The sequence below is a fragment of the Palleronia sediminis genome, assembly GCF_004358695.1.
GTDB lineage: Bacteria > Pseudomonadota > Alphaproteobacteria > Rhodobacterales > Rhodobacteraceae > Palleronia > Palleronia sediminis.
Genome location: NZ_SNAA01000012.1, coordinates 70,410 through 83,446 on the forward strand (window position 1 = coordinate 70,410; position 13,037 = coordinate 83,446).

A 13,037-nucleotide genomic window follows, 5' to 3' on the forward strand; every position below is an offset into this window, starting at 1 on the left:
GATTCTGCCTCCTCACGGGCCGTTATGCGGGCTCGGGACGTGCCGCGCCACCGACCAGTTGCAAGTTTCGCATATATGGCCAGTGATACACGCTTGCCATGCGCCGATGGCCGAACGGAAAAAGGCCCCACATGGGCAATGCGGGGCCTCGCGGTCCTGTCGGCGTAGGATCACGCGTTCTGTTCGGCCTCGGCGGACTGCGCCGCGCTCGTCTCGGCACCGTCGGGACCGAGCAGCACGGTTTTCGTGACCCGGCTGCTGACCGTGGTTCCCGCGGTGCCTTCGAGCATCTCGAGCGCCTGATCGAGCTTTCCAATGCATGCGATATTACCGGTCGCACGTGCGAAGTTGGACGCTGCCTCGACCTTGGGGCCCATCGAGCCGTCGGGAAAGTCGAACTCGGCGAACTGGTTGGGCGAAACCTTGCGGATGAGCTTCTGCCGAGGCGTACCCCAATCCAGGTAAACGCTGTCGACGTCGGTGAGAAGGAGCAGCGCATCTGCGTCGATCTGCCGGGCCAACAACTCGGCCGAGCGGTCTTTGTCGATGACCGCCTCCACGCCATAAAGTGCGCCGTCCGCACCATAGGCCGTGGGCAAGCCGCCTCCGCCGGCACAGATCACGACAGTGTTATTCTCGACCAGAAAGCGTATGACCTTTTCGGCCAGAATGCGATGCGGCCGCGGCGATGCGACGACGCGGCGATAGTGTTCGCCGTCTCGCTTGAAGGTAAAGCCCTTGGTAATCGCAAGGCGATCGACCTCTTCCTTGGTAAAGACGGGGCCGATGAACTTGGTCGGATCGTCGAAGGCCGGGTCCTTGGGATCGACCTCGATCTGGGTGAGCAGTGTTGCAACCTGCTGATCGGGCGGCAGGACGTTCTTCATCTGCTGTTCAAGGAGATACCCGATCTGGCCAACGGATTCCGCGCCTAGAACATCGAGAGGGTAAGGGTCGACCTCGCTGTAGGAGCTTGCTTGCAATGCGAGCAAGCCGACCTGCGGCCCATTGCCATGCGTGATGATGATCTGGTGTTTTTCCGCCAGGGCGGCCAGCGATTTGGCCGCCTTCTTCATATTGGCGATCTGGTTTTCGGCGGACATCTTCTCGCCGCGCTTGAGAAGGGCGTTGCCGCCCAATGCTACTACAACGCGCATCGGTGTTTCCTTTCGTCAGGGAAAAGCAAGTTTTGGATGGCTGAAGGCGGGTATCAGTCGCGGGTCCGGGCAAACGCGCCGAGTGCGTCGGCAAAGCACTTCAGCGGCGCGGTGGTGATCCCGGCGCCGATCTGCCCGACACCCGCCTCGCGGTGCGCGATCCCGGTATTGATGACCGGCAGGATCCCACGATCCACGACTTTGATGGCATCGATTCCGGTGGCGGTCGGTGCGAAGTTCAGCGCCGGCAGCGTAAAGGCCGAGTTGGTTCCGACAGTGATCTCCTGCATGTTGCGACTGTTCTGCGTCGCGTCGGACGGGGTGCCGCCGACGAACTTCACGATCGCCGGCGCCGATGCCATGGCAAAGCCTCCGACCCCGGCGGTCTCGGTGATCGCGCTGTCGCCCAGGTCCGCGGCCGCATCCTCGGCGCTGAAGCCGGGGAAATACAAACCATCGACCGGGTTCGCGGGCGCCCGGAACCATTGTTTTCCGGTTCCCGACATCTGGATGCCGAAATCGACGCCATTGCGCGCCATGACGGTCACGAAGGTCGAGCCGTCGATGCCGCTCGCCGCGTCCAGCATGTTCTTGCAGGCCGCCATCGAGAGGTTGAGAAAGAAATGATCGTTCCCGTAGATGAACTCGAGTACGCGCGATTTCAGACCTGCGTCGATCTCGGCGCGCATCAGCGACGGAACGAGGCGCTTCATGAGTAAACCGGTCGCGGCCGTGTTGCGATTGTGCACCTCGTCGCCCATGTGCAGGGCTTGTGCCATCAAGGGCTTGAGTTCGATCCCGCCCGACACCTCGATCGCGGCACGCATGGCGGGCGCGACCTCGTCCGCCATCCAGCGCAGGCGTTCGAGCACCTCTTCGCTGTTGGCCCCGAAGCGCAGGACCTTACCGAGACCTTCGTTGAAGTTCGAGTAAGTCCGGTGGCGGTCGGGCGACCCGGCATCCTCGACGATCCAGACCGGCATCGACGGACTGATGATCCCGGCCATAGGGGCCACGGCGTCGAAATGATGGCAAGGCTCGCAGAGGATTTCACCATCGGCCACCAGCTTCATCGCCGCGTCGATCGTTTCGGCCCATCCTTCGAGCACCGCGGCACCGGCCAATCCGCCCTGCATGGGGCCGCACATATCCGCCCAAAGGATGGGCGGACCGGCATGCAGAAGTCGCCGGCGGTCGGTAAAGCCTGGCAGGGCCTTGCCAGCGGTGGACACGTCGACAACGACCGGTTTCGCCGAAAGAAACCGCTCGAGCGCCCTTTGGTTGGCATCGGCGATCCCGGCATCACCGACGAGACGCGCAAGGGTCAAGGCGGCATCGGCATCACCGCCAGCGGGCGGTTGCCAGGTCAGGGAACTGACCTTGGCGCCTTCGGCGGCGATGTTGTCGGCAAAGGACTGCACGCCGACGTTGATCGCGGAAAGCTCGGAATCAAACAGGGTATTCATACGGATCTCTCCTTGTCAGGCCGAGGCCATGGCAGTCTGGCACTGGACGGCGATTGCCGATGCCCAGACAGATGCCTGTGCGTTCGATGTCGCAGCGATCACGCCCTCGGCCTGGAGCTGGGCGGTGATTTCATGGCGCGATTGCGGGTCCAGATCGGTCCCGCAAACATGGGCCACGAAAACGGGGGGGGCCGACCGGGCCTCCTTGACGCGGCGCAGTGCCTCCAGCAGGCCCTCGATGGGTTCCATCGAGGCGCCATAGCCCAGCACCACGTCGAACTGAATCACGCCCGTGAGGGGATCGGTGCCGTCGCTCACGATGCGTTCGTCGCGCAAGGTAGGATCGATCATGGGGTGCGCCCTGCCACGGGTGAAATCGTCATCGCCGAGATCGACGATGGAATGACCCTCGCTGATCCAGATGTCGTTCAGAGCCTCGGCCCCCCTGACGGGAACGTTGGAATGAACCTTGAGCCCCGCGCGCAACGCGAAGAGCTGACTCTCGGCGCAGAAAGTTCCGCCACAGAACACACCACGCAGATATTGCGCTTGCGGAACGAGCCGTTCGGCCGCGCGCATGGCAGCTTGCGGCAGATCGTCGAGACAAAGTGGTTCGGGCGCATCGCCCCGCAAGACGGCCACGGCCTTTTCACCGGCCTCGGCGAGACTTTCGGCCACGATCACGTTATGCCCTTTGAGTTCGGCGGCATCGGCCCCCAGGAAATGCACGACGACAGGTTTACCGCCCGCACAGGCGGCACCCAGTATGCCCTTTGCGACCTCGGCCGAAGGCGGCTTCGATACCAGGACGATGACTTCGGTCTGCGGGTCCGCGATCAGCATTTCGATCCCGGTGAGCATCGACAGCCCGCCGATCTCGGCGGCCAGGTCGTGACCGCCCGTCCCGATGGCCTGGCTGATGCCGGCGCCCGCGTTGGAGATCCGGCACGACACTTCCTGCAACCCGGTCCCCGACGCGGCCACGATGCCGATCTTTCCGCGATTGACGACATTTGCAAAGCCGAGCGGCACCCCGTTGATGATCGCCGTGCCGCAATCCGGCCCCATGACCAGCAGACCGCGCTCACGGGCCAGCTTTTTGACCTCGAGTTCCTGCGCCGGCGGCACGTTGTCGGAAAACAGCATGACGTTCAGCCCGAGCCGCAGCGCCTTTATCGCTTCGGCGGCGGCGAAGGGTCCGGGAACCGAAACGACCGCCATGTTCGCATCGGGCTGACCCTCAATAGCCATCTCGAAGGACGATGGCGGGAGCGGTTGCGGGCCATCGCCGCCATTCGCCGCCGGACGCGCCTTCAACGCGGAATCCGCCTGTTCGAAGAGATCGTCGATCACCGTATCATCGGCAATCAGCGCGACGATGAGATCGTTCGGCGTCGCTCCATCGACCGGGTCGAACCCCGCATCCTCGAGTTGGCGCAGGTTCGTCTCGGTCGCCATGACGATCGAGGCGCGCTCGACCCCATCGCGCTGCGCGAAACCTGCAGAAAGCTGCATGAGGGAAACCGAATCCTTATAGAGATCACGGTAGATTTTCATGCGTGTCGTCATCACGATACTCCTGCATAAGCATGGACTGTAAACGCCGCGAAACGGCGGAAAGCGGCAGCGACGCCCGCCAGGGTGTCACGTCCCGAACTGGCGCCGATGGCGGCCAAGTCCGACGCGGCAAGACGAATGGAGCCGTAGTTCGCCGCTGGCTGAAACATGGCACTGCGCAAATCGCAGAGCGCCGAATTGAAATGCCCGTCGAGCGCCAGCCGCAAATGATGCTCCGAGATATCCCCGGTTCGGCACAGGCGCCGGCGCAGCGAACCGGCGAGCCGGTTCAATTCGACGCGCGGCCTGTCGCCCATGGCGGCGAAGACCCGTCCCAGGCAAAGATAGCCGACGAGAAAATCATCACCCGCCGGCGTCAAGCCCTGCCCCATCCCGACAAGCGCCGATAGCGCATCCGTATTATCCGGCATTTCTGCTTCGGCGGATGTCATCAGCCAGGCTTGTTGCTGGCCCAGCAGCCCCGTGAGGCTTTCGAGGCGGCAACCCGCATCCTCGATGACACGGCCGCATGGCAGGTCCGGCCGGCTCCAGATCCGCGCGCCACGCATGCCGATGGCCGCGTCACGAACGCCTTCGGCACATAGAACGCCGTTGCGCAGTGCGATCGTCTGTCCGCGCTGAAAGCACCGCCCCCATCCGACCGGGGCGGCGATGCGAACCGCGCTTGGACCGTCCGGATACCGCTCAGATACCAGCGCCAGCATTTGCCTATCACCCGCACGGCAAAGGTTCACCGCGTTGTCGAAGGAGCTATGCACCGACCAGCCGGGCAAGGCCGGCTGTGCAAGATATCCGATGGAAACCGCAAAATGCATCCGCGTCATACCCGAAAGGCCCGGAGATCAAGACTTGCCGACATCGCGATAGCCGGTCTTGCGAGCTTGAATTTAGGAACGGGGTGCGGGGACAGGAAACGAAGAGTTTTGCTGGCATCAAATCAGATTCGTTGATCTCACCACGATCGGCCGTCAGATCACGCGTAAATCGGGCCGATGTCGAAGAGGGCGCGCCGGGTGCGAGATTTTTTCATCCAAACAGGCATGGTGAGCCGACAAGTTTTACAGGCCGTCGATTTGGCACGGGATGGAAACGACGCGGCTGCGACTGCGATCCCGCGCCGGGCCGATTTTGGGGCCCGGCGCGCGCGGCAGTAATCGGCCTTGCCCCCGATTTGCCGCTTATTTCTGCGGCGCGGTGTCCTCGGCAAGGGCGTGGAGGCCGCGGAGGGGGATGTCGAGCCAGTCGGGGCGCATCGACAGTTCGTAGGCCACCTCATAGGCCGCCTTCTGCACGAGGAAGAGGTCGAGAAGCGCGGTTTCCAGCGCCCGGTCGGCCGGGTGCAGGGATGCGCCCTCCATCGCCTCGCGATAGGCGGCGAGGAACGCGCCATGCGTCGCCTCGCGCCAGCGGCTGATTCCGGCGAGACTGCGCGCGGGATCGGCGCCCAGTTCGACCCGGCGGCGGAGCGTCGACCACAGCGCATAGTCGAAGCTGCGCAGCATCCCCGCCACGTCGCGCAGGGGCGAGGTCCGGGCCATGCGTTCGTCGAGGCTGCGCGAGGGTTCGCCCTCGAAATCGATGATCATCACGTCGGTCTGCACGACGAGAACCTGCCCGAGGTGATAGTCGCCATGTATGCGGCAGCGCCCGCCCGAGGCGGGCAGATCGACCACGCGCCGCAGCTTGTCCATCAGCCTTTCGCGGCGGTCGAGCACCTCGCGCGCCAGATCCCGGCTGGCCTCGGGCAGGGAGGGCGCGGCGCGGGAGAGATCGTCGAGCGTGGCGGAAAGCTCGGCCTCGACCTCGCGCGCGAGCGCCTGCAAGTCCTGCGACCCCATCGGCTCCTGCGCAAAGGCGGTGCCTTCCTTGCCGCTGGCCAGGGCCAGGTGCAGCTCGGCGGTGCGCCGGCCGAGAACCCGGCCGAGGTCGAGCGGCCCGCCCATCGCGGCGCCGTTTTCCTCGTCGGCATTCGCATCGGGCCCGGCGAGGTCCAGACGCTCCATGTCGCGCTCGAGCGCCTCGGTGACATAGGTCCACGCATCGCCCTGGTTGCGCACGAACTCGGTCGCGGCGGCCAGCGTGGTCACGGTGCCGTCCTCGGCCTCCCATTCCATCGTGCCCAGAAGCGCGGGGCTGGCGTCGAAATCGGTCTCGTCGGTCAGGAAGCGCGCGATCTCGATATCGGGCTGCACGCCCGCCCGCAGGCGGCGGTAGAGCTTGACGATCAGCTTGTCGTCGAAGGCGATCGAGGCGTTGGACTGTTCGGCCGACAGGAGCCGCGGCTCGAGCGGCGGCTCGAGCTCGGACAGGCGGTCCGAGCCGCGACAGACGATGCGCCCGCCATCGCCCTCGAGCGTCTCGCCCGCGGCCAGTGCCGCCAGCAGGCTGCGCGCGAAATCCTCGTCCATGGCGGCGTCGCGCAGCGCCCCGATGGTGTTGGCCCGGCGCAGCTTGGCGAGCGTCGCGGGCAGACGCGGCCCCATCATCAGCGCGTCCTCGCCCCAGGCGGCCGAGAGCGGCAGGAAATAGCGCTGCGCGGCGCCGTCGCTCAGCGTGACATCGACGACCGACAGGATATGCCGGCCCTCGGACATCTCGACCAGGCGGTCGAGCGCGACCCGCTCGATCCGGGCATCCTTGGCGCCGAACCAGCGTTGCAGCGGCAGGTACTCGGCCAGGGTTCCGGTCGCGAACTGGCGCGCCGTGGCATCGTCGAGCGCGGTGGACACGCGCCCGTCCCGCGTCGTGAGGGTGACGAAATCGGGCAGCATGGCCGCGATGGGCTGGTGCCATGACGGGGCATCCTCGGCCGCGAGCTGGAACCAGTAGAACCCGTATCCCGGCAGCGTCAGCAGGTAGGGCAGCTCGCCCACCGGCGGAAAGGCCGAGGCGCCCGTCAACTCGATGGGTACCATCCCGGCATAGGCTGGAAGGTCGATCTCGGCCGCTTGGGCCTGCCGCGACAGGTTGGCGACACAGAGCACGGTTTCCTCGCCGTCATGCCGCAGATAGGCGAATATCTTGCGGTTGCGGGGATAGAGCAGCTCGATCTCGCCCCGCCCGAACAGCGGATGGCGCTGGCGGACGGCGATCATCCGCTTCATCCAGTTCAGCAGCGACGCGGGGGCGTGATGCTGCGCCTCGACGTTGATCGCCTGGAACCCGTGAACCGGGTCCTGGATCGTGGGCAGGTAAAGCTGCTGGGGCGTCGCGCGGCTGAAGCCCGCATTGCGGTCGGCCGACCATTGCATCGGCGTGCGCACGCCGTCCCGGTCGCCGAGATAGTAGTTGTCGCCCATCCCGATCTCGTCGCCGTAATAGACCACCGGCGTTCCCGGCAGCGACAACAGCAGCGAGTTCAAAAGCTCGATCTTGCGGCGGTCGTTCTGCAACAGCGGCGCGAGACGGCGGCGGATGCCCATGTTGATCCGCGCCCGCTTGTCCGAGGCGTAGAAATCCCAGAGGTAATCGCGCTCTCGATCCGTCACCATCTCGAGCGTCAGCTCGTCGTGGTTGCGCAGGAAAATGCTCCACTGGCAGCCTTCGGGGATCGGCGGCGTCTGGCGGAGGATATCGGTGATCGGATAGCGGTCTTCCTGGGCGACGGCCATGTACATCCGCGGCATGAGCGGAAAGTGAAAGCCCATGTGGCATTCGTCGCCATCGCCGAAATAGGGGCGCGTGTCCTCGGGCCACTGGTTCGCCTCGGCCAGCAACATCCGGCCGGTGTAATGCTTGTCGAGATCGGCCCGGATCGCCTTGAGGACGGCATGGGTCTCGGGCAGGTTCTCGTTATTGGTGCCGTCGCGCTCGACCAGATAGGGGATCGCATCCAGCCGCAGCCCGTCGACTCCCTTGTCGAGCCAGAAATGCATCACGTCGAGCACGCTGGCCAGAACCTCGGGGTTGTCGAAATTGAGGTCGGGCTGGTGGTCGAAGAACCGGTGCCAGTAGAACTGTTCGGCCACCGGGTCCCAGGACCAGTTGCTGTCATGGGTGTCGTTGAAGATCACCCGCGTCTTGTCCATCCACTTGGTCGGATCGTCGGACCAGACGTAGAAATCCCGCTCGGGGCTGCCCTTGGGCGCGCGGCGGGCGCGCTGGAACCACGGGTGCTGATCCGAGGTATGGTTGATGACGAGCTCGGTGATGACCTTGAGCCCGCGCCGGTGCGCCTCGGCGACGAACGCCTCGAAATCCTCCATCGTGCCGTAGGAGGGGTTGACCGCCTTGAACTCGGAAATGTCGTAGCCGTCGTCGCGCAGCGGCGAAGGGTAGAACGGCAGGATCCAGATCGCCGTCGCACCGAGATCCTGCACATGGTCGAGCCGCCGCATCAGACCGGCGAAATCGCCGATGCCGTCATCGTTGGAATCCATGAACGCCTTGACGTGAAGCTGGTAGATCACGGCGTCGCGATACCAGTCCTCGACATCGCCCACGGGCGTATCGCGGATCGCGGTCTTGTCGAGCAGGGTCAATGGGCGTCTCCCGATGGGTGCAGTTTCCAGATCGCATAGGGCCGCTCATGCGGATCCAGACGCAGGGTATGGCTCTTGCCCTGCCAGGTGAAGCGGTTGCCGTGGATCGCGTCCTCGGCCTCGATCGCGGCGTCGTCGGGCAGGCCGAACTCCCAAAGGGGCAGCTCGAACCCGAACTCGGCGCCCGCATGGGGGTCGATCAGCACGTGAAACAGCAGGTAGTTGCGGTGCGCCTCGTCGAACCGGCCGTAATAGAGCACGCGGTCGTCGAAGGCCGGAAAGAAACGCAGGTTGGTGAAATCGCGCATCGCGGGGTTTTCGGACCTGATCCGGTTCACGAGCCGGATATCGTCCTTGATATGCCCCTCGGCGTCCCAGTCGCGATGGCGGAGCTGGTATTTCTCGGAATCGAGATATTCCTCGCGGCCGGGCAGCGGCGCGGCCTCGCAAAGCTCGAAGCCCGAATAGAGCCCCCAGTTCCCGCTTAGCGTACCGGCCATCAGCGCGCGCGTCCTGAACCCCGGCCGCCCCGAGGTCTGGAGGAAGATCGGGTTGATGTCGGGCGTGTTGGTGAAAAAGTTCGGCCGCATGTAATGGCGGCACGGCTCGGTGGTGAGCTCGGTCAGGTATTCGGTCAGCTCGGCCTTGGTGTCGCGCCAGGTGTAGTAGGTATAGCTCTGGTTGAAGCCGATCTTGGCGAGGTGGCGCATCACCTTGGGCCGGGTGAAGGCTTCGCTGAGAAAGATCGCCTCGGGGCAGCGGCGGCGAACCTCGGCGATGATCCACTCCCAGAACGGGAACGGCTTGGTGTGGGGGTTGTCCACGCGAAAGATCGTCACCCCGTGCCCGATCCAGAACAGGAACAGGTCGCGGATGGCACGCCAGAACGGGGTGTTGGGCTCGTCCCCGTCATAGTAGCGAAAATTGACGATATCCTCGTATTTCTTGGGCGGGTTCTCCGCGAACTTGATCGACCCGTCGGGGCGGCGCTCGAACCAGTCGGGATGCTCTTCGATCCAGGGGTGATCGGGCGAGGCGTTCAGCGCGATATCCAGCGCGATCCCGAGCCCCTTTTCCGCCGCCGCCGCGACGAGCGCGTCGAAATCGTCGAAATCGCCGAGATTGGGGTGCAGCGCGTCCATCCCGCCGGCGGGCGATCCGATGGCATAGGGCGACCCGACATCGCCCGGCACCGCCTTGAGCGCGTTGTTGCGCCCCTTGCGGTTGGTCGCGCCGATGGGATGGATGGGCGGGAAGTACAGCACGTCGAAGCCCAGATCCTTGACGTAGTCGAGCCGCCCGATCACGTCGCGGAACGTGCCGTGCTGGCCCGGCGCCCCGGTCGAGCGCGGGAAAAGCTCGTACCACGCCGAGAACGCCGCGCGTTCGCGGTCGACCCAGATCGGAAAGGTATCCGTCCGTGTCAGGTTCGCCCGCGGCCCGATCCGGGCCATCAGCTCGGTCGTCTCGTCGGACAGCAGAACCTCGACCTCGCCCGCCTTTGCGGCCTTGCGAAGCCGTTGCACCGCCGACGCGTTGCCCCGTCCGGCCCGCGTGGCGTCGAGGATCTCGCGCGCCTCCTGAAGTTCGACCGCGATATCCTGCCCCGCGGCGCGCTTCTTGCCGGTGTCGCGCGCCCAGGTGCCCCAGGCGTCGCGCCAGGCGGCGAGCATGAAACCGGCCGGTCCGGGGCCGTCGAACACGATCTCGCCCGACCACCGGTCGTTGACCTCGTGGGTCATGGGAACCGTCCTGCCGCCCGGCCCGACGATCTCGGCGCCGATGACCTCGTGGCCGTCGCCGAACACATCCGCCGAGACGGTCACGGGCCAACCCGCGACCGCCTTTGCGGCAAAGCGCCCGCCGTCGATGCAGGGATCGACCGCCGTGATGGCGAGGCGGTGCTGCGCCAGCTCGGCGAGCTTGGGGGTCGAGGCCTTGGCGGGCCGTTCCGATTTCATGTCCAGTCCCTCCCCGTTTCCGGTCGGTGCGATAGCCTTGCTGTGAACTCTAGAACACCCGTGGCACGCCGACAGGTTCCCCTTGTCCCCGAATAACGCGGGGCGGCACCGGGGGAACCGAAGCGGCATCCGGGCCATTGATCCCCTGTAGGTCAAATTGTCCCAGTCTGCGGAACCGGGTATCGAGATGAATTTTTATGAGTTGATCGGATTTTCCGAAGAAATGCCCGAACCGGATCCGGGGAAGCCGCGACTTCCCCCGCCCGGCGATGCCTGCGTGTTCCTCGATATGGACGGCACGCTGGTCGATATCGCCGACCGCCCCGACGGCATCGCGATCTCGCCCGACCTCGGCGCGCTTCTCGACGATCTGCTCGACCGGACCGACGGGCGTACGGCCATCGTGTCGGGGCGAGATACCGCAACATTAAAGGGGTTCCTGCCGGGGTTTCGCGGCGTCATGGTCGGCTCGCACGGGGCCGAGCGGCGCGGCGGCGGCCTGCCCGATGTCACCTCGGAGCTGCCGTCGGATTTCGGGTGCATCCGCAAGGTGCTGCGCACTTATGCCGATCATCGCGACGGCGTGCTCTACGAGGAAAAGCCCTATTCCGCCGCATTGCATTTCCGCCAGGCGCCCGATGCGATGCCCGGAGTCGAGCGGTTTCTCGAGGCTTTCGTCGCCGATTGGGAGGGGCTGACCCTGCACCGCGCCAAGATGGCGCTCGAGATCATGTTGTCGGACGTGTCCAAGGGCCGCGCGGTCGCCGATCTGCACAGTCTCTGGGGGGACGGGACGACGCCCATCGCCATCGGCGACGACCGGACCGACGAAGGCATGTTGCGCTATGCCGTCGAGCGGGGCGGCATCGGCGTGAAGGTCGGCGACGGCCCCACCGCCGCCTCTTGCCGGCTTTCGACCCCCCGCGAGGTGCGCGCGCTTCTGCGCGATTGGCTGGACGATGGCGGACACCGCCCATGAGCCAGGATCTTATCGTCGTCTCGAACCGGCTGCCGGCCGGCGATACCCCGTCCGGCGGGCTGGTCGTGGCGCTCGACGCCACGCTGAAACGCGAGGGCGGGCTGTGGCTCGGGGCCGCCGCCGAACCCGAGGAATACGAAACCGACGATCTCATGTCCCTGCCTGCGGAGGGCTACGAGAAAAAGGCGTTCCGCCTCAACCAGCAAGAATATGACCGCTACTACCTGGGCTACGCGAACTCGGTGCTCTGGCCGCTTTGCCACCGCCGCACGGACCTGCTGGCGATCGACCGGGCCTTTGCGGAAACCTATGTCGCCGTGAACCGCCGGATCGCGCGCCATATCGCGCAGGCGGCAGGGCCCGACAGCCTGATCTGGGTGCAGGACTATCACTTCCTTCCGCTGGCCTACGAGCTGCGCAAGCTCGGCGTGCAGGCGCGGATCGGGTTCTTCCTCCACATCCCCTTTCCCTCGCTGAGCCTGCTCGAGGCCCTGCCCGAGCGCGAGATCTTTCACGACTGGATCGCGGCCTTCGATCTGGTGGGGCTTCAGACCCGCGCCGACGTCGCCCGCTGTCTCGAGTTGTTCCGCCACCACCCGAGGGGCGAGATCCTGCTCGACGGGCGGGTGAAACACGGCGACAGCGTGTTCAGCCTGCGGGCCTTTCCCATCGGGATCGACACGCAGGGCTTTGCCGATGCCGCCGCACGTTCGGACGGCCCCTCCGAAACGCGGTTCGGGCCGGGCGACACCTACCTGATCGGGGTCGACCGGCTGGACTATTCCAAGGGCTTGCCGAACCGCTTTACCGCCTTCGGGCGCTATCTCGATACGCGCGAGGACAAGACCAAGCGGCCGAGCTTTCTCCAGATCGCGCCGCCGAGCCGACAGGAGGTGCCCGCCTATCGCGAGACGCGGTTGCAACTCGAAGCCATCGCCGGTCGGGTGAACGGCGAGAACGCGCGGCTCGACTGGACGCCGATCACCTATATCCACCGCGCCTTTCGACGGGCCGACCTGCCCGCGCTCTATCGCATGGCCGATGTGGGTCTTGTCACGCCGCTGGTCGACGGGATGAACCTGGTCGCCAAGGAATATGTCGCGGCCCAGGATCCCGACGATCCGGGCGTGCTGATCTTGTCGCGGATGGCGGGCGCGGCCGAGGACATGACCGAGGCGCTGCTCGTCAACCCCTTCGATATCGACGAGATGGCCGAGGCCATTGCCACCGCGCTGAACATGCCGCTGGCCGAACGCAGGCGCCGCCATGCCGCGCTTCTCGAGGTGGTGCGCGACAGCGACGTGGCGACCTGGACCGAGCGGTTCATGGACTGCCTGCGCCGCGCCTGAGCCCATTGCCGCGCCGCGCGGGGGCGAAATCCACGCCCGCGGCGAAAGACGGTGTTTGCAATGCAG

General features: G+C 65.5%; 8 protein-coding genes. 2 read left to right on the top strand and 6 right to left on the bottom strand.

Features of this window, described 5'->3' with window-relative positions; translation table 11 throughout:
- Nucleotides 1-170: 170 nt before the first annotated feature.
- The 6 genes from arcC to E2L08_RS11435 all read right to left on the bottom strand — a co-directional run bounded on the left by arcC (nucleotide 171) and on the right by E2L08_RS11435 (nucleotide 10,643).
- Complete coding sequence (gene arcC, locus E2L08_RS11410) at nucleotides 171-1,157, bottom strand: carbamate kinase (protein ID WP_133397215.1); 987 nt, start codon at nucleotides 1,155-1,157, stop codon at nucleotides 171-173.
- A gap of 53 nt (nucleotides 1,158-1,210) precedes the next feature.
- Entirely contained in the window at nucleotides 1,211-2,578 is a 1,368-nt protein-coding gene (locus E2L08_RS11415; protein WP_206077004.1) for a YlbE family protein, read from the bottom strand.
- A gap of 60 nt (nucleotides 2,579-2,638) precedes the next feature.
- The gene (gene fdrA / locus E2L08_RS11420) at nucleotides 2,639-4,192 is read right to left on the bottom strand and encodes an acyl-CoA synthetase FdrA (protein ID WP_133397217.1); all 1,554 of its coding nucleotides are present in this window, start codon (nucleotides 4,190-4,192) and stop codon (nucleotides 2,639-2,641) included.
- Nucleotides 4,192-5,016 (bottom strand): oxamate carbamoyltransferase subunit AllH family protein, encoded by an 825-nt coding sequence (locus tag E2L08_RS11425; protein WP_168771128.1) that lies wholly within the window; start codon nucleotides 5,014-5,016, stop codon nucleotides 4,192-4,194. The genes fdrA and E2L08_RS11425 overlap by 1 nt, the downstream gene beginning before the upstream one ends.
- Before the next feature lie 363 nt (nucleotides 5,017-5,379).
- Nucleotides 5,380-8,682 (bottom strand): maltose alpha-D-glucosyltransferase, encoded by a 3,303-nt coding sequence (treS, locus tag E2L08_RS11430; RefSeq protein ID WP_240758211.1) that lies wholly within the window; start codon nucleotides 8,680-8,682, stop codon nucleotides 5,380-5,382.
- On the bottom strand, nucleotides 8,679-10,643 hold the full coding sequence (locus E2L08_RS11435; RefSeq protein WP_133397219.1) for an alpha-1,4-glucan--maltose-1-phosphate maltosyltransferase: 1,965 nt from the start codon (nucleotides 10,641-10,643) through the stop codon (nucleotides 8,679-8,681). The genes treS and E2L08_RS11435 overlap by 4 nt, the downstream gene beginning before the upstream one ends.
- A gap of 277 nt (nucleotides 10,644-10,920) precedes the next feature.
- Between E2L08_RS11435 and otsB the strand changes: the two genes are divergently transcribed.
- Both otsB and E2L08_RS11445 read left to right on the top strand, forming a co-directional pair.
- Nucleotides 10,921-11,622: a trehalose-phosphatase gene (otsB, locus tag E2L08_RS11440; RefSeq protein ID WP_168771129.1), complete on the top strand. Its 702-nt coding sequence runs from the start codon at nucleotides 10,921-10,923 to the stop codon at nucleotides 11,620-11,622.
- Nucleotides 11,619-12,971 carry an alpha,alpha-trehalose-phosphate synthase (UDP-forming) gene (locus E2L08_RS11445; protein ID WP_133397221.1) on the top strand — a complete coding sequence of 451 codons (1,353 nt, stop codon included), beginning with the start codon at nucleotides 11,619-11,621 and terminating at the stop codon, nucleotides 12,969-12,971. Before otsB ends, E2L08_RS11445 begins: the two co-directional genes overlap by 4 nt.
- The last annotated feature ends 66 nt before the right edge of the window (nucleotides 12,972-13,037 follow it).

Coding starts and splice junctions, on each gene's coding strand:
- E2L08_RS11425 (WP_168771128.1), bottom strand. CDS start 5,016: ATGCATTTTGCGGTTTCCATCGGATATCTTGCACAGCCGGCCTTGCCC.
- E2L08_RS11445 (WP_133397221.1), top strand. CDS start 11,619: ATGAGCCAGGATCTTATCGTCGTCTCGAACCGGCTGCCGGCCGGCGAT.
- E2L08_RS11435 (WP_133397219.1), bottom strand. CDS start 10,643: ATGAAATCGGAACGGCCCGCCAAGGCCTCGACCCCCAAGCTCGCCGAG.
- arcC (WP_133397215.1), bottom strand. CDS start 1,157: ATGCGCGTTGTAGTAGCATTGGGCGGCAACGCCCTTCTCAAGCGCGGC.
- fdrA (WP_133397217.1), bottom strand. CDS start 4,192: ATGACGACACGCATGAAAATCTACCGTGATCTCTATAAGGATTCGGTT.